Origin of the sequence: Antrihabitans auranticaus, from assembly GCF_016481275.1 — a bacterium.
Classification (GTDB): Bacteria; Actinomycetota; Actinomycetes; order Mycobacteriales; family Mycobacteriaceae; genus Antrihabitans.
This window is the reverse complement of sequence record NZ_JAEMNW010000004.1, coordinates 506,149-528,941: the sequence shown is the minus strand read 5'-3', so window position 1 is coordinate 528,941 and position 22,793 is coordinate 506,149. Positions and strand designations below refer to the sequence as shown.

Annotated in this window: 24 protein-coding genes; 13 read left to right on the top strand and 11 right to left on the bottom strand. The window is 62.3% G+C overall.

Translation table 11 applies throughout. The annotated features are described in order from the left end of the window. The first annotated feature begins 64 nt into the window (after positions 1 to 64). The 4 genes from JGU72_RS20525 (at position 65) to JGU72_RS20510 (ending at position 2,215) form a co-directional block, all read left to right on the top strand. The gene (locus JGU72_RS20525; RefSeq protein ID WP_199685894.1) at positions 65 to 424 is read left to right on the top strand and encodes an ArsR/SmtB family transcription factor; all 360 of its coding nucleotides are present in this window, start codon (positions 65 to 67) and stop codon (positions 422 to 424) included. 7 nt (positions 425 to 431) lie between these two features. Further along, on the top strand, positions 432 to 1,199 hold the full coding sequence (locus tag JGU72_RS20520; RefSeq protein ID WP_199685893.1) for an aquaporin: 768 nt from the start codon (positions 432 to 434) through the stop codon (positions 1,197 to 1,199). A 161-nt stretch (positions 1,200 to 1,360) separates the two neighbouring features. Continuing rightward, positions 1,361 to 1,774, top strand: coding sequence for an arsenate reductase ArsC (locus JGU72_RS20515; RefSeq protein WP_199685892.1), 414 nt, complete (start codon positions 1,361 to 1,363; stop codon positions 1,772 to 1,774). Positions 1,775 to 1,792: 18 nt separating this feature from the next. Continuing rightward, on the top strand, positions 1,793 to 2,215 hold the full coding sequence (locus JGU72_RS20510; protein ID WP_199685891.1) for an arsenate-mycothiol transferase ArsC: 423 nt from the start codon (positions 1,793 to 1,795) through the stop codon (positions 2,213 to 2,215). 147 nt (positions 2,216 to 2,362) lie between these two features. Here the strand turns inward: JGU72_RS20510 and JGU72_RS20505 are convergent, their stop codons facing one another. Then, entirely contained in the window at positions 2,363 to 3,271 is a 909-nt protein-coding gene (locus JGU72_RS20505; protein WP_199685890.1) for a universal stress protein, read from the bottom strand. Between the two features lie 289 nt (positions 3,272 to 3,560). On the opposite strand from JGU72_RS20505, the gene JGU72_RS20500 reads away from it, so the two are divergent. Next, the gene (locus tag JGU72_RS20500) at positions 3,561 to 5,015 is read left to right on the top strand and encodes a wax ester/triacylglycerol synthase family O-acyltransferase (protein ID WP_199685889.1); all 1,455 of its coding nucleotides are present in this window, start codon (positions 3,561 to 3,563) and stop codon (positions 5,013 to 5,015) included. Positions 5,016 to 5,481: 466 nt separating this feature from the next. Here the strand turns inward: JGU72_RS20500 and JGU72_RS20495 are convergent, their stop codons facing one another. Further along, complete coding sequence (locus JGU72_RS20495) at positions 5,482 to 6,564, bottom strand: IS110 family RNA-guided transposase (protein ID WP_463315443.1); 1,083 nt, start codon at positions 6,562 to 6,564, stop codon at positions 5,482 to 5,484. Here JGU72_RS20495 and JGU72_RS20490 point away from each other — a divergent pair. The 5 genes from JGU72_RS20490 (at position 6,459) to JGU72_RS20470 (ending at position 11,116) form a co-directional block, all read left to right on the top strand. Beyond that, on the top strand, positions 6,459 to 7,703 hold the full coding sequence (locus JGU72_RS20490; RefSeq protein ID WP_307828527.1) for a porin PorA family protein: 1,245 nt from the start codon (positions 6,459 to 6,461) through the stop codon (positions 7,701 to 7,703). The two genes, JGU72_RS20495 and JGU72_RS20490, sit on opposite strands and share 106 nt — an antisense overlap. Before the next feature lie 463 nt (positions 7,704 to 8,166). Then, complete coding sequence (locus JGU72_RS20485) at positions 8,167 to 8,592, top strand: DUF302 domain-containing protein (protein ID WP_199685886.1); 426 nt, start codon at positions 8,167 to 8,169, stop codon at positions 8,590 to 8,592. Beyond that, positions 8,589 to 9,362: a sulfite exporter TauE/SafE family protein gene (locus JGU72_RS20480; RefSeq protein WP_199685885.1), complete on the top strand. Its 774-nt coding sequence runs from the start codon at positions 8,589 to 8,591 to the stop codon at positions 9,360 to 9,362. The genes JGU72_RS20485 and JGU72_RS20480 overlap by 4 nt, the downstream gene beginning before the upstream one ends. A gap of 86 nt (positions 9,363 to 9,448) precedes the next feature. Further along, positions 9,449 to 9,718 (top strand): metal-sensitive transcriptional regulator, encoded by a 270-nt coding sequence (locus JGU72_RS20475; protein ID WP_199685884.1) that lies wholly within the window; start codon positions 9,449 to 9,451, stop codon positions 9,716 to 9,718. 45 nt (positions 9,719 to 9,763) lie between these two features. Beyond that, a complete protein-coding gene (locus tag JGU72_RS20470; RefSeq protein WP_199685883.1) occupies positions 9,764 to 11,116 on the top strand; it encodes an MBL fold metallo-hydrolase in 1,353 nt (450 codons plus the stop codon). Positions 11,117 to 11,214: 98 nt separating this feature from the next. Here the strand turns inward: JGU72_RS20470 and JGU72_RS20465 are convergent, their stop codons facing one another. From JGU72_RS20465 to JGU72_RS20425, 9 genes are all read right to left on the bottom strand, one after another. Beyond that, entirely contained in the window at positions 11,215 to 11,931 is a 717-nt protein-coding gene (locus JGU72_RS20465) for a DUF305 domain-containing protein (protein WP_307828526.1), read from the bottom strand. Positions 11,932 to 12,413: 482 nt separating this feature from the next. Then, positions 12,414 to 13,430 (bottom strand): type I glyceraldehyde-3-phosphate dehydrogenase, encoded by a 1,017-nt coding sequence (gap, locus tag JGU72_RS20460; protein WP_199685882.1) that lies wholly within the window; start codon positions 13,428 to 13,430, stop codon positions 12,414 to 12,416. A gap of 110 nt (positions 13,431 to 13,540) precedes the next feature. After that, positions 13,541 to 14,089, bottom strand: a complete 549-nt coding sequence (locus tag JGU72_RS20455) for a flavodoxin domain-containing protein (RefSeq protein ID WP_199685881.1) — start codon at positions 14,087 to 14,089, stop codon at positions 13,541 to 13,543. A gap of 30 nt (positions 14,090 to 14,119) precedes the next feature. After that, positions 14,120 to 14,353, bottom strand: a complete 234-nt coding sequence (locus JGU72_RS20450) for a universal stress protein (RefSeq protein WP_199686113.1) — start codon at positions 14,351 to 14,353, stop codon at positions 14,120 to 14,122. Between the two features lie 33 nt (positions 14,354 to 14,386). Continuing rightward, positions 14,387 to 15,262 (bottom strand): universal stress protein, encoded by an 876-nt coding sequence (locus JGU72_RS20445; protein ID WP_199685880.1) that lies wholly within the window; start codon positions 15,260 to 15,262, stop codon positions 14,387 to 14,389. 38 nt (positions 15,263 to 15,300) lie between these two features. Beyond that, positions 15,301 to 15,855, bottom strand: a complete 555-nt coding sequence (locus JGU72_RS20440; protein WP_199685879.1) for a hypothetical protein — start codon at positions 15,853 to 15,855, stop codon at positions 15,301 to 15,303. A gap of 114 nt (positions 15,856 to 15,969) precedes the next feature. Beyond that, positions 15,970 to 16,302 carry a sporulation protein gene (locus JGU72_RS20435; RefSeq protein WP_199685878.1) on the bottom strand — a complete coding sequence of 111 codons (333 nt, stop codon included), beginning with the start codon at positions 16,300 to 16,302 and terminating at the stop codon, positions 15,970 to 15,972. Between the two features lie 223 nt (positions 16,303 to 16,525). Next, the gene (locus JGU72_RS20430) at positions 16,526 to 17,275 is read right to left on the bottom strand and encodes a VIT1/CCC1 transporter family protein (RefSeq protein ID WP_374101137.1); all 750 of its coding nucleotides are present in this window, start codon (positions 17,273 to 17,275) and stop codon (positions 16,526 to 16,528) included. Beyond that, a complete protein-coding gene (locus tag JGU72_RS20425) occupies positions 17,268 to 17,501 on the bottom strand; it encodes a PLDc N-terminal domain-containing protein (protein WP_199685876.1) in 234 nt (77 codons plus the stop codon). Before JGU72_RS20425 ends, JGU72_RS20430 begins: the two co-directional genes overlap by 8 nt. A 600-nt stretch (positions 17,502 to 18,101) precedes the next feature. Here JGU72_RS20425 and JGU72_RS20420 point away from each other — a divergent pair. From JGU72_RS20420 to JGU72_RS20410, 3 genes are all read left to right on the top strand, one after another. Next, positions 18,102 to 19,826 carry a sensor histidine kinase gene (locus JGU72_RS20420; RefSeq protein ID WP_199685875.1) on the top strand — a complete coding sequence of 575 codons (1,725 nt, stop codon included), beginning with the start codon at positions 18,102 to 18,104 and terminating at the stop codon, positions 19,824 to 19,826. 111 nt (positions 19,827 to 19,937) lie between these two features. Continuing rightward, on the top strand, positions 19,938 to 20,846 hold the full coding sequence (locus JGU72_RS20415) for an ABC transporter ATP-binding protein (RefSeq protein ID WP_199685874.1): 909 nt from the start codon (positions 19,938 to 19,940) through the stop codon (positions 20,844 to 20,846). Continuing rightward, on the top strand, positions 20,843 to 22,456 hold the full coding sequence (locus JGU72_RS20410) for an ABC transporter permease (protein ID WP_199685873.1): 1,614 nt from the start codon (positions 20,843 to 20,845) through the stop codon (positions 22,454 to 22,456). Before JGU72_RS20415 ends, JGU72_RS20410 begins: the two co-directional genes overlap by 4 nt. Positions 22,457 to 22,793 lie beyond the last annotated feature (337 nt).

Here is a 22,793-nt window from a genome sequence, read left to right as displayed (position 1 = left end):
CGCGCCCGGGCCGTTCACCTGATGTTCGTTTGCGTCCTGCTTCGACATCGGTCAATATCGACGCGTGTCGAAACAGGATTTGCCGCGCGGCGATGTGCCCGAGTGCGTTATCGCACCGCTGGTACGCGAACCGTTGAGCCCCGAGGCCGCAGCCGAGTTGGCGGTGAAGCTCAAAGCGCTCTCGGATCCGGCACGACTGCGGTTGCTCAGCGCGATTGCCAGCACCGCCACTCGGGAAGCGTGCGTGTGTGATCTATCGGTCGGAATCGAGCTGACTCAGCCCACCATCTCCCACCACCTGAAGGTGCTTCGCCAAGCAGGTCTGGTCGACAGCGAACGCCGTGGCACATGGGTCTACTACCGGGTCGTTCCTGATGCGCTGCAGCAACTCTCACTACTCTTCGGACCGACACCCGTTCTGTGAACGCCCGATGACTGCCATCCCACTACCCCGGCGACTGCTCGCCGAATTCGTCGGCACCGCCCTGCTCGTGACCGTGGTCGTCGGGTCAGGCATCGCCGCAGCGCGGCTGTCCCCCAACGATATCGGGCTGCAACTGCTGCAGAACTCGACCGCCACCGTGCTCGGCCTGGCGGTGCTGATTCTGATCTTCGGGCCCGTGTCGGGCGCTCATTTCAATCCTGTGGTGTCTGCGGCGGACTGGTTGTTGGGTCGCCGCAGCGGGACCGGGATGACCGTGACCGACCTCGGCGCCTACGCGATCGCGCAGATCATCGGTGCGATCGTGGGCGCGATCCTTGCGAACGTGATGTTCGACCTCTCGGCTTTCCAGATCGCCACCAAGGACCGCATCACCAGCGGACATCTGGTCGGCGAGATCGTCGCCAACGCCGGGTTGATCGCATTGATCTTCACTCTCGCTCGCACGGGCAGGGCGGGGCTCTCGGCCGCATCGGTCGGCGCCTACATCGGCGCCGCCTACTGGTTCACCAGCTCCACCTCCTTCGCCAACCCTGCCGTCACGATCGGTCGCGTGTTCTCCGACACGTTCGCCGGCATCGGACCGGGCTCGGTGCCGGGATTCATCGCCGCCCAACTGATCGGCGGGCTGATCGGGCTCGCGCTGGTCGTGGTGCTCTACCCGGACGCTGCCAAGACGGCCGACGACGTCGTCGTGCCCCACCATCCCGACCGCCCCACGCCTTCAGACATCCCCCAGCAACGGAGTTCGTCATGACCGAGTGCCCCGCAGTCCTCGCCTTGCACCCGCGCCGCCGACCTGTGATCACCATGGGCTGCGGTGACGCCTGCCCCGCATTCCCCGGCCGCCGCTACGAGGAATAGGTCCTGCCCGACCCCGCCGACCAAGCGTTCCAGAACTGAAAGAGACTGCTCCCCATGACATCACCCACGCCGAGTGTGTTGTTCGTCTGCGTCCACAACGCCGGTCGCTCGCAAATGGCCGCCGGATTCTTGACTGCCCTGGCCGGTGACAAGATCGAAGTTCGCTCCGCAGGCAGTGCCCCGGCGGAGACGGTCAATCCTGCGGCCGTGGCAGCGATGGCAGAGGTCGGCATCGACATCTCCGATCAGACGCCGAAGGTCCTCACCTTCGACACCGTCGAAACTTCCGACGTCGTGATCACCATGGGCTGCGGAGACGTGTGCCCAACTTTTCCCGGCGTCAGCTACCGTGACTGGACACTGGAGGACCCCGCCGGCAAAGGCGTCGATGCCGTACGTCCGATCCGCGACGAGATCAAGGCTCGCATCGAAGCCCTGATCGCCGAGCTCGTGCCCACGTCGCTCTAGCCGATCACGAGAAAACCCTTGTCGCGCACACCATCTGTTCTGTTCGTCTGCGTCAAGAACGGCGGCAAATCACAAATGGCCGCCGGTCTCATGCGCCAGGCCGCCGGCGACGCCATCGACGTCTATTCGGCCGGCACGCAACCCGTCGGCAGCATCAACGCGCTGTCCGCCGAATCGCTGCTCGAGGTCGGAGTCGATATCCGCGACGAGAAACCCAAACCGATCGACCCGGCACTCATCCGCGAGGTCGATCTCGTTGTCACCCTCGGCCGTGACGCAACAGTCGAACCCATCGACGGCACCGTATTCGAAAACTGGGACACCGACGAACCGTCAATGCGCGGCATCGAAGGCATCGAACGCATGCGCCTCATCCGCGACGACATCGCCACACGAGTGGACCAGCTCGCGCGCGAACTGACCACCGGCAACCGGACTTAGCAGATCCTCTGACGATCGTTCGAACAATGCAGTGACATTCTGGCGCCACCGATGGCCTCGATCGCCTCAGTCACAACGTTGCCCCGACTAACCGGTGACGGCGCGGGGCGAGCCCTTCCCATCCCGTGACGGCCGACGTCACATGTGTCAGTTGGTGACCGACTCAGAACGAGCGGTACAGATCATTACCGGACAGGTGCTGTGATGAAGCAGATTTTGGCTGGTCGACCCGAATACCGCCCCGGCAAGCGCACCCCGGCCCCTGGATCCCACCACGAGCAACTGTGCGCCGTCTGCTTTTCCGAGCATCAATTCTGCGGCGTGGTGACGTGCGTCGAGCACCTCGTCGACAGTGACATCGGGATACTTCTCTTTCCACGGCGCGATATTCGCCTGTAAGAGAGACCTTTCGGTCGTTTCGACGGCATCCCAGTCGACGAGCAACGGGATCGTGACGTCTCCCGCATTGTGACGAGTCGACCAGGCGTGGACCGCCACGAGTGGCGTACCCGCGCGGGCCGCGAACTCGAATGCCGACTCGACGGCGACCGAGCCTGCTGCGCTTCCGTCGACTCCGACAACTACCGGTCGGTCGTCGAGCACAGAAACGTCACCGCGCCACACTACGACCGGACAGGCTGTGCGACCGGCGACTCGCATCGTGGTCGATCCGATCAGCATCGATCCGAGCATGCCTCTTCCGGTGGATCCCAGGACAAGCATTCGGGCCTGGTTTCCGACCTCGATCAAGGCCGAAGCCGGCGGTCCCGGGACAATTTCGGCAGAGATCTCGACCTTTGGGAACTCATGACGAATCTCGAGACGCGCGGATTCGATTGTCTCTTCAGCTGTTTTGCGGATCGCCGAATTCAACTCATTCCTCGAGACGATCGAAACCTCGGTCATCACGAAATTCGGACTCGGCAACGCGGCGACCAAGTGCAGCGGCGCGTCTAGACGGTCAGCTAACGAGGCAGCCCATCGTGCGGCATCGGAGGCTACTGCGGAGCCATCCAATGCTGCCACGATCGGTCGCAGGCCGTCTGAACTCGACATGTCAGGTCCTTTCTGAAATACGAAGCTGTGCGGATCCGATTTAGCGGTGACACTTTCACGCTGACGATTCAGGACGAAGAGTCTTTCGCCCCTGAGAGTTTCGACCTTCGGCTGCATTGGCGATCGGGCGACAATTGCGGGCGACAAAGCACGCCGGAGCCGCGGCTACTCGGCAACTGGCCCTGTCAACCGAGGCCGTTAGTCATGCGCACGTAGGTCGCGCGCCCCTGCCAGCGACTGGCCATCGTGGCGTTCGATTGAGCACGATCCGACAAGAGGAGCCTCGAAAATGACCCATGGCGACGGCGAATTCATGCGAGCTAGCGATGCATTTTCCTGGTACCAGGAGGCAGATCCGGCACTCAGGTCGACAATCGTCTCGATCATCTGGCTCGACAGTTCACCGAACTGGGAGCAACTGCGAACCCGACTCGACAACGCGAGCAGGCACATCATCCGATTCCGAGAGCGAGTCGAGGAACTGCCAGCGCGATTGTCGACGCCAAGATTCGTGATCGACGAGCAGTTCGACATCTCCTGGCACGTCCGCCGAATCCAGGCGCCTGCGCCGTCGACCACCGCGGCCGTTCTGGAGATCGCGCGGGCCGAAGCCATGACCGGGTTCGACCGGGTTCGCCCGCTGTGGAAATGCATACTTGTCGAAGGCGTCGACGACGGTCGCGCAGCACTCGTGATGAAGGTTCATCACTCTCTCACCGACGGTCAGGGAGCGATGAAACTTGCACCGTTGCTATTCGATCTCTCGCAGACACCGGAACCCTTGCAAGACACGACACCTCCGCCTGAAAGTAATCGCGGTCCGCTGCTCGAGGCGAGCATCGCGCATAATTCGCGTCAGGTGGCGCGATTCGCGGGCACAACCACGAGCGCGATGTTCGGCGCGGTTCCCCGCTTGATACGCCACCCGGTGCGGGCGGTGCGTGGCGCGATCGGAACGGTCGTATCGATCGCGGAAACGGTCGCACCTGTTTCGCAGGCGCTTTCTCCCGTCATGCGGGGACGCGGTCTCGGTCGCAATCTCGAACTCGTGACGGTCGACCTCGCCGACCTCAAGCGCGCCGCAAAAATCGCCGACGCCACCCTCAACGATGCGTTCCTCGCCGCGGTGACCGGCGGGTTGCGCCGCTACCACGAGCAGCACGGCGCTGCCGCCGACGAACTGCGTGTGACCATGCCGATCAGTATCCGCAAGGAGGACGATCCGGCGACGAGCAATCGAATCACGTTGATGCGCTTTCGATTGCCCGTCTCAGATGCTGATCCGATATCGCGAATGCGCAAGATCGATAAGCAAGCACGACGGGCGCGGGCGGCGCGCTCACTCCCCTTCGCCAACTCCATCGCGTTCGGCCTCGATCTTCTGCCAACCGCCGTAGCCGGCAGCATGCTGAAGCGGGTCGACTTTCTTGCCAGCGATGTATTCGGACCACAGATTCCGCTGTTCCTCGCCGGCGCCAGGGTCACTGCTTACACCGCCTTCGGGCCAACGATGGGGTGCGCAGCCAATCTCACGCTGATGTCTTACGACGGCGCATGCCATGTCGGCATAACAACGGACGGCACAGCAGTACCGGATCCCGACGTCTTCCTGGAATGTCTGCGCGCAGGATTCGCCGAAGTTCTTGCACTCGCCCCGCCTTACAACTTGGTTCGCGTGCCGGTCGCCGATGGCGAGTATCCGAGCTCGCGGGTGCCGCGTTCAGCCATCGAAAATGAGAGGTAGCAGACATGCGAAAACTGATATGTAGTCGGATTTGTCAATAGGGCATGGAGAAGCGACGCCCGCGACCGTCGTCGTGAGCGTCGCTTCCTTGGACCGGTCGATCATGGGTGATCGCGAGCGTGTCGTGTCGACGCGTTGTCAGTCTGATATGCGCGGGTTGGGTACCAGCAGGGCGGACTGTTTCGGCTGGAGCTGAGTCGCTGAGTCTAGGCTCGAGCGTGATCCCAACGGGGAGTTGGGATTTCTCATAGTTTTGTCGCGGGTCGCTCCCAGACGCTTGCCGTGATCACCGATCTGATCGGCCGGACATTTGTTGCCCATTTCCGCGGTCCTTGCTGCTCTGGTCGTCGCGCAGTTGCCGGTGTCAAGGTGGAGTCCCCGCAGCGCAGCGAGGAGAACCGACCTTGATATCGGCGGAGCGTCGACCACGATCGAGCGGGCCCGGAATGGTGGGTTCAATGTGAGCTCAGTCTTCGAGCACGGCCAACGACCAGCACCAGCCGGCGAGTTCGCGAGCGATCGCGGTGTTTGCGACGGTGACACGTTTGCGACGTTCGTCGAAGCTGAGCCAGCGGGCATGCAGCCGCCGGTTGCCGTGCTGTCCGCGGGCCCGCGCAGCCGGGCTGGCCAAATCCCACCGTCGGCGCAGCGTGACGCCGGGACGGTAGGGCGGACGATGGTGCCATGCCGCCTCGATCAGCAATCGCCGGACGTGACCGTTGCCTGTCTTGGTGATCGAGCCTTGCGATCGTGACTGGCCGGAGGATGTTTCGCTGGGGACGAGTCCGAGGTACGCGCCGATCGAGCGGCCGGTCAACCGATGCCAGTCGCCGATCTCGACCGCCAACCCGAACGCGGTCAACGTGGATACTCCCCGCAGACACGCGAGCCTGGTCACCACCGGCGTAAAAGTACTGTCTGCGGCCATCGCCGCGATCGCGGTGTCGAGCCGGTCACGGCGATCCACCGTCGCCAGCATCGTGTCGAACGCGGTCTCGTAGGCCAGCTGCAACCCGAGGCTGGCGAACTTATGTGACCGCAGCCATCGCTCGTGCTCGCAGGTCCACGCCCTCCCGCCGTAGTACACGAGTCCTTGTCGTAGAAGGAGTTTCGAAACACGATGCCGCGCTGACATCAGATCTGCCCGCACGTCTTCACGCGCACGAACCAGGTCGCGAGCCGCTTCCTGCTCTGGGGAAGGAATCTTCACTGCCACGATCTGTTCGAGATGCAGCAGCTTGGCCAAATGCCGCGCATCCCGCATATCCGTCTTTACCCGATCTCCTGGTGGTCGTTGCAGTTTCGACGGGGCCGCCACCAAACACGCGACTCCTTCGCTGTCGAGGAACCGCGCCAAACCGTAGCCGGTTGGACCTGCCTCATACGTCACGGCGACCGGCGGCGGCAATTTTCGAATCCAGTCGAGAAGCTCGGTGTGCTGCGGTGTCAATCGACGCTCGACCACTTTACCGGTCTCGCCGTCCAGACCGCACGCCACCACCGACCGTGCGTGCACATCCAATCCGACGCTCGTACGCTGATACATCACTGGGGCCTCCACATCTTGTGGCTCTACCGGCCAGGACCACCCTTCACCGGCAACCCACGGTTACATGTGATCGAGGCCCCAGCCCAGGACCCTCATACCGTCTAGGATTCATACTGGCCACCGTCGGTGTGCTCATGCTCGTCGCGGCAGCAGGAATGAGATACGTCGTACTGCCGAGCCGAATGATCCTGCCAGCCGACACGGACACAACAATCGTCTACGACGGCACGGTCAGCGGGGTCAACGCCGAGGCAGCTGCAACAGGCGATCTCGCGAACCTGATCATGCGCAGCGTGCCGGTGCGGGTCGAGCGCCACGTCAAGGTAGTCGAGGCCGACAAGACCCGCGCCCTTGTGAACGACCACTCCGTCGTGTCGTTCGTCGAGTCCGGCAAGGTGTTCGCCACGACCGACTATTTTTACACCCTCGATCGCAAGTCGATGCATTCAGTTTCGAACTTCACGACACATGCCGCCGAGAATAGCGTCGGCATCACGATCGGATTTCCAATCGGCACCGGCACACATAGCTACACAGGATGGGTTCAGGAACTCCGCGCGACCGCGGAGATCGGATATGTCATCACCGAGGACCACTACGGTCTGGAAACTTACCGCTTCTCCGGCAAGGCGACCGGCCCGGTCACAGATCCTGCGACACTTGCGAAGCTGCCTGCGCAGATGCCGAGAGATCAACTTTCGCTGCTGGCGATGGCGCTCGATGTGCCGCAGGCCATGCAAAGTCAGCTCACCTCAGCTTTATCGACACTTCCAGAAACAGTCCAGCTCACCTATGCGCTCGACCAGGTCGGGACATTCTCGGTCGATCCGACTACCGGCATCATCGTTGACATGAGCCGGTCCAACGTGACTTCGGTCGTGCTGAATCAGGCTCCCGCAGTGGCGATCCCGATCTCGACGGTCAAGATCAAGTACACCAGGCAGAACGTCGTAGACCAGGCCGCACTCGCGATCGACGGTAACCGAACAGTCGCATTGTTCGGCACGGCGATTCCAGCCGCTTTGGTCGTGCTCGGCTTGCTCAGCATAGTCGGCTCGATTCCAGCAATCGTCGGCCGTCGCCACACACCGGCGGACAAAGCATCGAATTCGCCGCTGCGTGTCGACATTCATGCGTAGTCCGGTCATGTAAGACACTCGCGTGAGCTCGCGTGCATACCCCAGGGGGTACTTGCATACCCCCCAGGGTATGTGCCACCATGAAGCGAACAACCTGCTCGTTCGTGGAGGAAATCGTGTGTCATATCGCCGACTGCCCGCACTGCCACAAGACCACATGGGCCGGCTGCGGCCTACACGCTCACAGCGTCATGCAATCGATCGAGGAGTCCGATCGGTGCACGTGCCAACCGATACCCGACCCGCCGCAGAGGCTCGGGCTGCGGTCCTTCTTCGGGCGCTGAGTGCCGAGGATCCACACCCGCGCTCCTCGATGCCGTTTTGATCCGACTCGTGCTGTTGCCAGTGCTGCTACGGCTGACCGGGCACGCCGCCTGGTGGTCGCCGACTTGGCTGCGGAACGCTCTCCCATCGATCCCGTTCTCGCACTGACAAATCACTCACACCTCTGGACGGAAATCAGATGAATATTGCACTGAGCACAACGCTCGAGAACACCGATTTCGATACAGCGGTCGCCGAGACCAAGGCGGCCTTGTCAAAGCAAGGATTCGGTGTGCTCACCGAGATCGACATGCAAGCCACGCTGAAGGCGAAAATCGGTGTGGACATGGAGCGTTACCTCATTCTCGGCGCGTGCAATCCGGCGCTTGCACATCGAGCGGTCGGCGTGCTGCCGCAGATCGGATTGCTGTTGCCGTGCAACGTTGTCGTTCGTGCCGACACCACTGTGCCGGAGTCGAACTCGGTGATCGTCGAAGCAATGAACCCGCAAATCATGGTGGAGGTCACCGGCGAACCCGAACTTGCCGCCGTTGCCAGTGCTGCGACGGATAAGCTGCGCGCCGCAATCGACGCCCTGGGCGGGCGGACCATTGTGCGCCAGTGACGCTCATCGTCGCACTCGCCCTGGGCATTGCCATCGGGATGTTTCTCGGGCTGCTCGGTGGCGGCGGGTCGATTCTCGCTGTGCCGGCGTTGGTCTACGGGCTGAAACTGCCGCTCTCGGAGGCTGTTCCGACCTCGTTGCTGGTAATCGGTGTCGCCTCCGCGACCGGCGCGCTCGCCAAGATTCGTGCAAAGGCAATCGAGTGGCGACTAGCCGCGATCTTCGCAGCCACTGGCGTCGCCGGGACGATACTGGGCTCCGCTGTCGGCAGACACGTCTCGGACAAAGTAGTCCTCATCGGCTTCGCCGTCGTAATGATCGCCGCGGGCATACGAATGCTCAGGGGTGGCGATGGCGTTGGGACTGCTTGCAGCACCGAAGGATCGGGCATCGACTGGCGCCGGTGCGCTCCTCGTTCCATACCCACCGGATTCGGAGTCGGTGTGCTCACCGGATTGTTCGGCGTCGGCGGTGGCTTTCTGATCGTCCCGGCATTGGTCGTACTACTCGGCATCGACATGAGCATCGCGATCGGGACATCGCTGGTGGTCATCGCAGTCAACTCGGCGGCGGGGCTCGTCGCTCAGTTCGATGGCCTCGGCTCGAACTGGACACTGACCGTAATCTTTGCCGGCGCAGCTACAGCCGGCTCGTTGGTCGCAGGTCGGTACAGCTCACGCGTCGACAACGCCAAGCTCCAACGATGGTTCGCCTACGTGGTTTTCGCGGTAGCCGCCTTCGTAGCCGTCGACACGCTCTTCCTTGGCTAGACCGCGACCGGCACTTCAGATCGACCACCCACAATGCCCCCGGGGGTACCGTTGCGGGTACCGGAAGAACACAACCAAGGAGAGAAATGGTCGGCGACGAAGACAGCATCGCTTTAGTCCTGAATCGACTGCGACGTGCGCACGGGCAACTTGCCGGTGTGATCGGCATGATCGAGAGCGGCCGTGACTGCAAAGAGGTCGTCACCCAACTTGCCGCAGTCTCGAAGGCCCTCGACAGGGCCGGCTTCAAAATCGTCGCTACAGGCCTGCGGGAGTGCATGACCGGTGCGACCGCCGACAACAAAGAACCCATGACCGAAGCAGAACTCGAAAAGCTCTTTCTCGCGCTCGCCTGAGCACGCCGGACGCGACCAGACCGACTGCCAAAGGACGTGAACAGCGTGGACATCGCCATCATCGAAACCTCCAGCCTGGGTGATCGCAGTTATCTGATCAGCCACAACGGCACGGCGGTTGTCATCGATCCCCAGCGCGATATCGACCGTGTTCAGGACTTGGCTCGCCACAAGAACGCGGCGATCACCCACGTGCTCGAGACCCATATCCACAACGACTACGTCACCGGTGGACTCGAACTTTCGCGAACGTGTGGCGCGGAATACGTTGTCCCCAAAGGTGACTCGGTGGCTTACCACCGGCGCGCCGTCATCGACGGTGACATCGTCGACGCGGGATTCATGAGTCTGCTCGTTATGCACACCCCCGGGCACACCCATCATCACGTGAGTTACGTACTGCGCGACCACACCGCGACGCCCATCGCCGTGTTCACCGGTGGCTCGATGCTGTACGGATCGACCGGCCGCACCGACCTACTCGGTTCCGACCACACCGACGAACTCACTCACGCCCAGTTTCATTCCGTTCGGCGAATCGTCGCAGAGCTGCCACCCGATACTCCGATCTACCCCACTCACGGGTTCGGAAGTTTCTGCTCCGCGACACCCACCAGCGGCGAATCCTCAACCATCGCTGAGCAGTGCGCGACCAATCCCGCTCTGACCCAGGACGAGCAAACCTACGTCGACGAACTGATCGCCGGCCTTTCCGACTATCCCGCCTACTACGCCCATATGGGTGTCATCAACTCGCAGGGACCCGCACCCGTCGACCTGAGCATCCCGGCGCCGGTGGACCCGCACGAACTCCGGCAGCGAATCGACGCCGGCGAATGGGTGGTCGACCTGCGAATGCGAACCGCATTCGCAGCGGGCCACATTAGCGGCAGCCTCGGATTCGAGCTGTCGACGAGCTTTGTCACATACCTTGGCTGGCTCTACGAATGGGGTGCACCGTTGACGCTGATCGGTGAAAGTGCGGACCAAATTGCAGACGCACAGCGAGAACTCGTGCGTATCGGGATCGACGACCTGTCCGGTGCCGCAGTCGGCGACATCCACAATCTCGTCGGCGACGACAAGTTGCGCACCTACGAAGTGTCCGACTTCGCGGGAATGGTGCTTGCCAAGAACGACCGCAACATCGTCGTACTCGACACCCGCCAACAGGGCGAGTTCGACGACAGTCACATCGTCGACGCAGTGAACATTCCCCTCCACGAATTGCCGCACCGCCTGCACGAAGTCCCGACCGGCGAGGTCTGGGTACACTGCGCATCCGGTTACCGATCATCCATCGCTGCATCACTTCTCGATCGCATCGACAGACAGGTCGTCCTCGTCGACGACGATTTCGAGAGAGCTGTCACAGTAGGCCTCGACATTAAGCCCTGACCCTGAGCGAATCGGGTCCGGCTATCACGCAAACGCGCACAGACCACACAGTCGATCGCTGTGAGGCGACGGTTTGACGCCGCCTCACAGCGCAACCGTCACCTCTCCGCGAGCAAGGCGTTCATCTGGCCGATCTCGGCCTGCTGTGCAGACACGATCGCCTCCGCGAGCTGCTTCACTTCGGCATTGCGACCATCGGCGAGTTCGACGTTCGCCATCTCGATGGCACCGCGGTGATGCTCGATCATCATGGTGAGAAACATCCGGTCGAAGTCCACACCGGACGAATCAGCCAACGCTTGCATGTCGTCCCGGTTCATCATCCCGCCACCGCCGTGGTCGGCACCGGAATGATCCATCCCAGCGATCGGCGCGGGCTTTCCGAAACTGACCAGCACCGTGGAAATTTGTGCCATCTCCGGTTGCTGCGCCGCTTCGATACCGGTCGCGAGCTCCAACACCTTCGGATTCTGCGAACGCGAAGTCACCATCTTCGCCATCTCGATGGCTTGCGCATGATGCGGATACATCAGCTCGAGAAAAGCCACGTCAGCATCATTGAAATCGCTGTGTGGCTCAGCCGAGATCGTCGTCGAAGCGGAACTGCCGATTGTTGGCACGCTGGTCGTGTTCGACGAGTCGGTCGACTGGTCGGCGTTGCAACCGACCGAGAACAGGGTCGCTGTCGTAGCTAACGCAGCCGCAAACACACGGGTTTTACTGCACAGATCAGAGAGCATGGAATCGTCTTTCTTTGGTGGGGTTCGGTGAACGGAGGGACCCGCCGCGCCCAAACTGCGCGCGGGGCCGACCATCACACCCGCCAGATCGACAATTCAGCGGCCGACAACACCGTCCAAGGCGGCGCCCGGCCCCCCAGCCGAGGCCCGCGGTGCGCCGGCCCCAACACTCCAGCCAGGTCAACCTCCGCGGTGGACTCGACCGCCGCTGCCAAATCCAAGTCCACCCCCGCCGTTGGGACACCTACACATGGATGCCAGCCATGCCCGGCCTCCTCGCACGGATGACTAGGCCCGGGACACTCAGCAGGCGACTGGCCCGCAGAGTGCGGATCCGCTCCCGCGTGGTGCGCGAGGACCGGACCGACAAGAACGAAGCTGTGCATTGCGATCACGGCCGGCACCAATACCCACATCAGCAGTGCCGGCGCGGATCTCGAAGAAGATCGACGTTTGCTACGCCGGCGGCCCCAACCTGGACAGGACTCGGGCCAGCGGCAGCGACCTGTCGACACCACGACCATGCTGGCCAGAGTACCGCTGCCACGATCACGGGTTCACAAGCTCAGTGCCACCAGCTCTGTCAGATCGACGAGGCGGTTCGAGTAGCCCCACTCGTTGTCGTACCAGCCGACGATCTTGACGAGATTGCCCGTCACCTTGGTCAGCCCGGCATCGAAGATGCACGACGACGGGTCGGTGACGATATCCGACGATACGATCGGGTCCTCCGTGTACGACAGAAAGCCCGCAAGCTCTCCTTCAGCAGCGGCGGCGAAAGCCGCATTGACTGATTCGACCGTCGCGGGCTCGCGCACGACAACGGTGAGATCGGTGGCCGAGCCCGTGGGTACCGGCACCCGCAGCGCATAGCCATCAAGCCGGCCGTCGAGCTGGGGCAGAACCAACCCGATCGCGCGCGCTGCGCCGGTTGAGGTCGGCACGATATTGAGGGCGGCCGCCCGGGCGCGACGGAGGTCTCGATGCGGGCCGTCCTGCAGGTTCTGGTCCGGCGTATATGCGTGAACGGTGGTCATCAGTCCGCGCTCGATACCGAAGACGTCATCCAACACTTTTGCCATCGGCGCCAAACAGTTTGTCGTGCATGACGCATTCGAGATGACGTTTTGAGTGCCGTCGTAGTGGCCGTGGTTCACACCCATCACTACGGTCAGATCGGCGCCCTTCGATGTTGCGGAGACGATGACCTTCTTCGCACCGCCATAAAGGTGACCCCGAGCTTGTTCTGCTGCGGTGTAGCGACCAGTCGATTCGATCACGATATCGACGCCGAGATCCGCCCACGGCACTGCGGACGGGCCATCCGCGACTGTCCAAGCTCTGATGCGGCGATCTCCGATGACGAGGTCGTCGCCGTCCACCGAAACGTCATTCGGCAAACGTCCGAGCACAGAGTCGAATTTGAGCAGATGGGCCAGAGTCTTGTGATCGGTCAAGTCGTTCACAGCCACGATTTCGATGTCGGTGCTGCCGGCCGCACGCTGCGCTTCTACGGCACGAAAGAAGTTTCGACCTACACGGCCGAAGCCGTTGACGCCCACACGAATCGCCATGTATCTCTCCTCGACTAGGCCTGCAATTCCATCAACTCTTCTCTGTTCGCTCGCTTCGGCTTAGTGCCGACCGGACACATCCGAAGAGCCGAACGTCCCGCCTCGCGGCGCTATCGGCTTGCGGGAGCGGGTATCTCGGTTGCGCCCAGCGCTATGGCAATCTGGTCCGTCCAGCGCTCGATCGCCCGCCAGTCGCGTAGGTCGCCATATCTGCGGCCACCGATGAGGCGATAGATTGCCCGGGTAAGCCTCGTTGTGTCTGCGCGACGGTAGACACCGGCAAAGACCGTGTAACTTCGCGCCGAGACAACATTCAGTAGGTCCGAGATCTGCTTCGGCACTGACTGTTTCAGCAAGTGCCCGATAGGCCCCTGCAGCGCCGGCGACAGACCGACGCTGAAGAGCCACACAGCTCGCCCTGCCAGTACATAGCGGTGCCGATACAGATAGTCTGCGGCTCCCGGCAACCAAGCCATGTTGTGAACGGCGCTGCCGATGACGACTGCGTCGTAGGGCTGGGCATCCGGCTGCTCGCCGACCGGGCGCAGGTCGACTTCGAAGCCCCTTGTCCGCAACCGATCAGCGATAAAAGTTGCCACTTCCTTGGTCGAGCCCTGCGCGGACGCAAAAGTCACCAAGACTGAGATCGAATCGTTCATTACTCGATGATCGACGCAATATCGGAGCCATCACAGTGCCGAATAACCCTTGCGCAGAGAGTCTTTCGGCCTGGGCGAGAGTCCGGGAGGGCAGACGATAACTGGACAGGGCGAGTTCTGAAGCAAGTAGCGACTGGTGGAACCGAGAAGGCGACCTGTCTCTCGATTGTGCCCGCGGCTGCCGACGCACAAGAGTTGGGCGCTTTGTGCGTATTCCAACAACCCGCGCGCAGCATCGGTCCGGACGCTGTGCCGAGTCCAAATACTTCCTCACTCCGCATTCGGCTTCGATGATGGTCATGCCGGCGTGCGAGCGATGATCAGCGGACACTCGACGCTGTGCAGCAGCGCTTGACTAGTCGAGCCCAGAAGCATGCCGGCAAATCCACCTCGACCGTGGCTTCCGACAACGACGAGCTGCGCGCCCTCCGACTGCTCCAGCAGATTCCGGACCGGTCGATCCTTGACGACAGTCCGGCGAACGCGTACGTCCGGATACTGCTCCTGCCATCCCGCAAGGCTTTCCGCTAGATTCGCTTCCTCCAGTTGCATCGCGGCAGACCAGTCGGCAACCGGCATATCGAAGTCACTCGTGTCGACCCAGGCGTGGACTGCAACTAGTTCTGCGCCACGCATTGCGGCTTCGTCGAACGCGACTTCGATCGCACGCTCGCTGTTCGGTGTACCGTCCACCCCGACGACCACGGGACCGTCGTCGATCGAGCGGCCTGCTGCCGCTTCGTGGATAACCGCTACCGGGCAGTGCGCATGTTGAGTGACGGCGCTACTTATCGAACCGAGTAGGCCTCGTCCGAGTGCACCGAGCCCCCTACTACCTACTACGACCATGCCGGCGTCCTTCGACAGATCGACGAGGGTAGCGGCGGCGGGACTCGAGCTCAATACAGTTCGCGTCTCGCCAGCATCGCTCCGATGCAGCGCAGCGACGTCGAATTCGGCCTGTGCAAGCAGTTTTCGGGCGGCGTCGCGCATCGGCTCGGAATCGTTCGGGACGCTCGTTACTCGGGAACCGTGGACAGCCGGACCGCCGATGCAGGTGACGATTATCAGTTGAGCTCTGCGCTCCGCCGCGTATCGCGCCGCCCATCGCAGTGCCGTTCGTGCCGCTGGGGATCCATCGATTCCGACTATTACCGGTTGACCGCTGTTCACGCTGTGCTCCTGTTCGAGTGATCTCGACAATGGGTCGATCACGCGACCACCCACGATTCAGCCCCGTGCTCGATTCTCTGCGTCCGGACGAGTTCCTCTCTACCGGAAACGAACTCGGCTCGGTCGAGGCCCGGAAGAATGTGATAGGCGATACTTCCCCTGACGCATACCGGTTGCAGAAGTCGTGAAAGAGCCATCGCGTATGCCTCTGCGCGTTCGGGCCCACTCCACTGGTAGATGCCCCGATAGACCTCATGTTCGTCGTGTGCGAGCCACAGCTTTGATACGAATCCCGGGAAGCCGACGAACAGGGGTGTGTTGAGCAGACTCTCCCAACGAAACAGTCGATGCATAAATCCATGTACCCAACGGAGGCGAAACTCGACGACCAGCACGGCGAGATCTGTCGGCGGAGCGTCTCGCACGGTCGTTTCGCGAAAAACTCGCGCAGTGGTGCCGTCGGCGAATACAAGACGTCCGCCGACATGTCGCCGAGGCTGCAAAATACGCCCAGCGACCATCAGGGCAACGAACCGCATGGCCGACTTCATCACCGCTTCCACCGCATTACGCAGCGAAACATGCTGTCCCACTCCTAGTTTCCTTCCACTCTGCTGCAATCGATCGGACGCTAGCCAAGCCCGCCGGCCCTGCACGGAGTCGAACGTCCCGCAACCTGTGGCGCAAGTCCTCGCGTACCGGTCCGATCAGTGCGCATGCTGCTGAGCGATTCGCCCACCGACGAGTAGCGCCACGACCGCGATTGCACCAACGACGGCGATGAGTCTGTTGACGTCGATCGCCGGCTGCCACCGCACACGATCGCCCTTCACAACGAATGCGCCGGCTGGCTTGCCGCGCACCCCCAAACCCCCACCCTCGCCTTGGCCGTTCTCGTCGTGCCCGTTTCCGAATCCGCCGCCGCCTGCGACCGACGCGGCCGCAATCACTGTGATTCCGTTTTTCTCCAGCGGTTCGGCATAGACAATGCTGGACTTGAGAAGGTTGCCCGCGGTGTCCCTGAGGTCCTCGATCTTCATCTTTGCTCCCTCGTAGATCGTGCTGTCGTCTCGACCATCGCTCGATGGGCTCGCCGGTCTCCAGAGCCAGAGGTCACTATCAACATGGCCAGAAGGCTGTCCCCGCGCTGAACGTGCCGACTTGCGCCTTTCGTGCCATGGGCCGCCGGTTGCAGTTCGGGTCTCACCCTGGAATCTGCGCGACCGACAATTTCGAACTCGACTCGCAAGATTGCAAGCGGGGTCAGACCGTTCCCAGTCCGACCAACTGGCCGATCGCGTAGGTCACTGCCATCGCGATCACCCCTCCCGTGACAATCCGAAGCGTGGCCCGCCAGCGCTTCGCGCCGCCCAGGCTCGCACTGACGCTGCCGGTCAACGCCAACGCCCCGACAACGGCGCCGAACGTGACTGGAATCCGGACGTCTCCAGCCGGAAGCAAGATAGCGAGCAGGGGCAGCAACGCCCCCATCGTAAAGGCCACGGCCGACGAAATTGCGGCGTGCCAGGGGTTCGTGAGCGCATCGGGGTCTATTCGCAACTCGGCATCGACGTGCGCCGCAAACGCGTCGCGTGCAGTGAGTTCGGCTGCTACCACGGTCGCCGTGTCCCGACACAAACCTTTCGCCTCGTACAGCGAGACCAATTCCGCGAGTTCCTGTTCCGGCGCGTCCGCCAACTCACCCCGTTCCTTTTCCAGCAACGCTTTCTCGGTGTCGCGCTGAGTGCTGACCGACACGTACTCGCCGACTGCCATCGACACCGCGCCGGCAACAAGTCCCGCAACTCCCGCCGTCAGTATCGGGCCGCGACCAGCATCTGCTGCCGCAACGCCGATGACCAGTCCTGCGGTCGACACGATGCCGTCATTGGCGCCAAGAACGCCGGCTCTGAGCCAGTTCAGCCGCCGCGACGTTCCCGACGCGTGCGGCTCCGTCGGCTCGATGAAGGCTCCCCAGTGCTTGGCACTCCGCGGTTCGACTGCCTCAGCCACTCGTAGCCTCACTGCTGCCCCGTCGGCCCAGACGGAAGTACGCGATGGGACCGACGAAATTGACGAGAATTGCTGCGGCCCACCATGACTTACGGCCCGATACCTCATCGTCCGGTCGCCGTGCAAGGTCGGTCCAGGCAGCGGCGGCAAGGGCAAGCTGGACTGCGCCCAGGATCGAGATTCCAGTCTGCGCGGCAGGAGAAAGTTCGCTCCGACGTTTGTGCATCACCGAACTCCTGAGAACTTCGAGGTTTTACCCACGACAACCGCTTCGAATTCCCCGCCGACAAGACGCGATTCGGGGACGGGTCGCGTTCTCGAACCGACTTGATACTTATCGACAAACATTGACTCGCCTACCTCACCAGAAGGGTTGCAGTTGCTGATCGCGGCTGTACGGTCGCCCGAAACGGCGCGAACGTCGCGATTTTGCATAGCCCAAGATTGGCGGATTCCGGTCCTGGTCCGGAGAGTCTTTGGTCTGAGTTCGAAGGGTAGAAGGTGAGCAGACCCGCGGGAAGCCGCGCGCCTGAACACTAGGCGCACGACGCGCTCACACCATGTCCGGAAAGCCTGGGTACAAGATTGTGATTCCCACGGCGGCCCGACGGTCGCTATCGGTCACTCTCACGAACTGATAACGTTTCGATGACTCCAACCGCACCATCGGCGATCACCGCTAGTCAATTCCCGAGGCTGAGTCGCCGATCAAATAGGGGGCGTTGGTCATGGACATCTCGCCTCATCGTCCACATGGTGGATGGCACAGCTGCCCGCGCACTCCGCCCGAGGGTACCGGCTCTCGGACCGCATCGGTAGCGCGTCGATGACTGCCGGAGAAGGCACTTGGACTGCTCCTCACGTGCGAGAGACGTTGTCACAGCTACGGTTACGAGAGCTGCTCGGCGAAGTGCAAGACCGGATCTCCCAGATCGCAGATGCCCGGGACAAGACCGACGGTCTCGTCGAAGCGATGCTCGTCGTAACCTCAGGGCTGCGATTGGACGACACACTCCGCACGATTGTGCACACCGCGATCGAGCTGGTCGATGCGCGATACGGAGCGCTCGGCGTGCGTGGCGACGGCCACCAACTAGTCCAGTTCATATCCGAAGGCATCGACGAAGACACGCGGGAAAAGATCGGCCCCCTACCGCAGGGACGCGGCGTGCTCGGCCTACTGATCGATCAGCCCAAGCCGATCCAGCTCGAGCGGCTCGCATTGCACCCCACATCGGTCGGATTTCCGCCCGCGCATCCGCCGATGGAAACCTTTCTCGGCGTACCGATTCGGATCGGGACCGAAGTCTTCGGCAACCTCTACCTAACCGAGAAAGCTAACGGCCTACCGTTTACCGACGACGACGAAATCCTGATGCAGGCGCTCGCAGCGGCGGCAGGGATCGCCATAGCGAATGCGCGGCTTTTCGAATCGAGTCGGCTTCGCCAGGCGTGGATCGAAGCCACCCGCGACATCAGCACGCAACTGCTCGCCGGACAAAACCTCGACGAGGCAATGCGCCTGATCGCAGACAAAGCGATGAGCTTGACTCCTGCGGCGGGCCATTCTCTGCTGGCAGTACAGAGGGACTACGAGGACGCCGGGACGGCGATCAGCGAACTCCTCGTAATCGACTCTGCCGGGTCCCGACTCGACGGACTTGTCGGAAAGTTTCTGTCCCTTTCCGGCACATACTTGGGCAGGGCATTCGCCGAGCGAACGCCGCTCCGCTTCGATGCACTCGGTGACGACGACCCGGCAGGAATTGCGACCCCTACGGGCCCAGTCTTGATGCTGCCCCTTCGAACTGCTGACGCGGCGCTCGGGGTACTGGTCAAGATCCGTCCCGTCGGTGCTCCGCATTTCACCGACGATCAACTCGATATGATGTCGACCTTCGCAGATCAGGCAGCGCTTGCGCTGCAGTTGGCGTCCACTAGACAACGCATGCGAGAACTCGACGTCCTCGGCGACCGCGATCGTATCGCTCGCGACCTCCACGATCACGTGATCCAGCGACTCTTCGCGATTGGAATGTCACTGCAGGGAACCGCTTCGCGCGCCCGGTCCAAGGAAGTGCAGCAACGCATCGACGACACGATCGAGGAACTGCAATCTGTCGTGCAGGAGATCAGGAGCGCAGTCTTCGACCTGCACCCCGATACAGTCGGCCACGCGCGCTTACGGCAGCGGCTCAATGACGCCATCGCGCAGATGACCGCGGACTCGCCTGTTCGCACGACCGTTCGCATGTCTGGGCCGATGTCTGTCGTCGCACCCGGTCTTGCCGAACACGCTGAAGCAGTGGTACGTGAAGGCGTCAGCAACGCAGTGCGACACGGTCATGCCGGCGCCGTAACGGTTTCGGTCACCGTCGATGACAATCTGACAATCGAAGTCGTCGACGACGGGATCGGCATTCCCGACAACATCACACCCAGCGGGCTGAACAATCTCGCCGCACGCGCCCGCGACGTCGGTGGAACGTATTCGATCGGTTCGACGGCCGAAGGCGGAACCAAACTGCAGTGGTCTGCACCGATTTCGTGATCACATAAGCCCCACACCCCTGGGACGTTCGGCCCTCCCTTCCTTCGCTGCACTCGATGAACCTGAACAGGAACATCAACCAGCGTCACACGACAGGGAGGACCCGCACCGATGGCTGCGATCTCGATCTCCGGCCTGACCAAATCCTTCGGCCACTTCAAGGCCCTCGACGGCCTCGACCTGACCGTCGAGGAGGGCGAGGTGCACGGCTTTCTCGGACCGAACGGATCAGGCAAAACCACCACTATCCGAGTGTTGCTCGGACTGCTCCGCCCGGACTCCGGCACAGTAAGAATGCTTGGCGGTGATCCATGGCGTGATGCCGTTGCTTTGCACAGCCGGCTTGCCTACGTGCCCGGCGAGGTCAACCTCTGGCCAGGGCTCACCGGTGGTGAAGTTATCGATCTGATGGGACGGCTGCGCGGCGGTATCGACACTCGTAGACGAGCCGCACTCATCGACCAGTTCGACCTGGACCCACGAAAAAAGGCCCGCAACTACTCGAAGGGCAACCGCCAAAAGGTTGCACTGATCGCTGCGCTCGCCTCCGACGCCGATCTACTCCTACTCGACGAACCTACCGTCGGCCTCGACCCCCTGATGGAAGCCGAATTCCAGCACTGCATCGAGGACGAAAAACGGCGTGGCCGAACAGTACTGCTGTCCAGCCATATCCTCGCCGAGGTCGAAGCGCTCTGCGACCGAGTCAGCATTATCAGGCTCGGCCACACAGTGGAAAGCGGCACACTGTCCGAACTCCAGCACCTCGAGCGCACTGCGATCACTGTCGAGACCGTACGTCCACTCCTCGGCTTGGACGCCGCCCTCGGAGTTCACAATGTCGTCGTGAGCGGCGCGCGCACACGATTCGACGTCGACGCCGCTCAGCTCGATCACGTGCTGCAACGAGTCTCCGCACTCGGGGTTCGCAGTATCACGGCGACACCACCGACGCTCGAGGACATCTTCCTTCGGCATTATGAGACTGCTCCCGCGGCCCAGACCGAGGTGGCGGTGTGAGCACGACCGTGTTTGCTGGGCGGACCGACGACACAGTCGGCATCGGCCCGTTGTTTCGGTTTGCATTACGCCGCGAAAGGTTTGGCCTGCCATTTTGGCTGGCCGGTGCCGCGCTGCTGGTGGGCTATCAGTCCTGGGGCAGCCAGTCGCTCTACGGTTCGCCGCTCGAGCTCGCGCAACTGCGAGAAACGATGGGTGGTAACGCCGCGATCGTCGCGATGAGCGGACCGACGGAGTTGCTCGCGTCGATCGGCGGCGAGGTCGTCTTCGAAATCTTTGCCTACCTCGCGGTCGTCGTCGCCCTGATGAACATGTTCATCGTCGGTCGGTGCACGCGCACAGACGAGGAGAACGGACGCGCCGAGCTGGTTCGCTCCGCACGCGTTGGGCGCCGCGCTCCGCTGTTGGCGGCGATCGGCCTGGCGTGGCTCGCCGACATCGCCATCGCAGGCGCCGCATTCGGCGCCGCAACACTCACCGGCCTCCCATGGGGCGGATCGCTTCTCCTCGCGGCGTCGATAGCGGGGGTCGGAATTGTCTTCGCAGCTCTGACCGCGATCGCAGTTCAGATCTTCGAAAACCCCCGAAGTGTCTACGGTGCAACAACTTCTGCGATCGGCATTGCGTACGCCCTGCGCGCAATCGGGGATGTCGGGAATGGGACGCTGTCGTGGCTGTCACCGATCGGCTGGGGTCAGCGGACGTTTCCCTTCGCGGGCGACCGTTGGTGGCCGCTACTGCTCCCAGCTATCTTCGGTCCGCTGCTTGTCATCGTCGCTGTCGCCGTGCTGGATCGTCGAGACTTCGGTGCAGGCGTGCTCGGTTACCGATCTGGTCGAGCGAGTGCGTCGTGGCTCCTCGGTTCGCCGCTCGGTCTGGCTTGGCGCCTCCAGCGAGGCTCGCTGATCATGTGGACGATCGGAGTGTTCGCCCTCGCCGCGGCGTACGGGTCGTTCGGAAGCAGCATCGAAGATTTCATCGCCGACAATCCCGAGATCGCCTCGTACTTGCCGGGCGGCGCTGCCGACGCTGTCAATGCCTACCTCGCCCTCACAGTCACGATGGCGGCCCTTCTCGCTGCGGCGTATGGCGTCTCCAGTGCGTTGCGCGCGCGTGCGGAGGAAACCTCCGGCAGGGCCGAACCCATCTACGCCACGCCCACGAGTCGGGGGGAATGGCTCGCAAGCCATGTCGCGGTTGCGCTGGCCGGGAGCGCATTGGTCGCGGCCGCGGGCGGCTTCGGCGAAGGACTCGCCTACGGGCTCACCGTCTCGGATCCGGGCCAGGCGATCCGCCTCACCGGCGTCGCATTGGTGTACCTGCCGGCGACCTGGCTCGTCGTCGCTATCGCGGTTCTCGGCATCGGATACCTACCGCGAATCGCCGCTGCGATCGCATGGACCACGTTCGGCTACTGCACGATCATCGTTTTGTTTGCCGACTCGTTCAAATTGCCGGACTGGATGCGAGATCTGTCACCGTACACGCACACCCCACAGGCTCCTCTCGAAAGTGTCACAACGACACCGATCCTCGCAATTCTGACGCTGACAGTTGCGGTCCTCGTCCTCGGCTTCGCAGGATTCCGCTCTCGCGATGTGGGGTGCTGAGCCGATGACACGCGCAATTCGTCGGTCCGGCATTGGCCGTCTCCTCACGGCGGCGTCGACATCAAGGTTCAACGCGGAGTCCGAAAGTCAACCGGAATCGTGAGTGATCGCGGAAAATCGATGGCTGGAAGCGTTGGGATGGAAAGGTCCTCACCAACAACGAGTTCCAGATGCCTCTCTGTTAAGAGTGTGCATGAGGCTTCGCGATAACACACAACGGTATTGACACCGCGGTCGAGATTGGCCTCGAGAACACTGTTCCACGTCACGACGCCGATCGGTCACCAACGCGACCGATTGTTCCGTCGCGATCCTCGTGAGTCGTCCGCGGGTATCG

Coding starts and splice junctions, on each gene's coding strand:
- JGU72_RS20425 (WP_199685876.1), bottom strand. CDS start 17,501: ATGCACAAACGTCGGAGCGAACTTTCTCCTGCCGCGCAGACTGGAATC.
- JGU72_RS20415 (WP_199685874.1), top strand. CDS start 19,938: ATGGCTGCGATCTCGATCTCCGGCCTGACCAAATCCTTCGGCCACTTC.
- JGU72_RS20475 (WP_199685884.1), top strand. CDS start 9,449: ATGGTCGGCGACGAAGACAGCATCGCTTTAGTCCTGAATCGACTGCGA.
- JGU72_RS20485 (WP_199685886.1), top strand. CDS start 8,167: ATGAATATTGCACTGAGCACAACGCTCGAGAACACCGATTTCGATACA.
- JGU72_RS20505 (WP_199685890.1), bottom strand. CDS start 3,271: ATGTCGAGTTCAGACGGCCTGCGACCGATCGTGGCAGCATTGGATGGC.
- gap (WP_199685882.1), bottom strand. CDS start 13,430: ATGGCGATTCGTGTGGGCGTCAACGGCTTCGGCCGTGTAGGTCGAAAC.
- JGU72_RS20515 (WP_199685892.1), top strand. CDS start 1,361: ATGACATCACCCACGCCGAGTGTGTTGTTCGTCTGCGTCCACAACGCC.
- JGU72_RS20500 (WP_199685889.1), top strand. CDS start 3,561: ATGACCCATGGCGACGGCGAATTCATGCGAGCTAGCGATGCATTTTCC.
- JGU72_RS20435 (WP_199685878.1), bottom strand. CDS start 16,302: ATGAAGATCGAGGACCTCAGGGACACCGCGGGCAACCTTCTCAAGTCC.
- JGU72_RS20455 (WP_199685881.1), bottom strand. CDS start 14,089: ATGAACGATTCGATCTCAGTCTTGGTGACTTTTGCGTCCGCGCAGGGC.
- JGU72_RS20520 (WP_199685893.1), top strand. CDS start 432: ATGACTGCCATCCCACTACCCCGGCGACTGCTCGCCGAATTCGTCGGC.
- JGU72_RS20420 (WP_199685875.1), top strand. CDS start 18,102: ATGACTGCCGGAGAAGGCACTTGGACTGCTCCTCACGTGCGAGAGACG.
- JGU72_RS20465 (WP_307828526.1), bottom strand. CDS start 11,931: ATGGTCGGCCCCGCGCGCAGTTTGGGCGCGGCGGGTCCCTCCGTTCAC.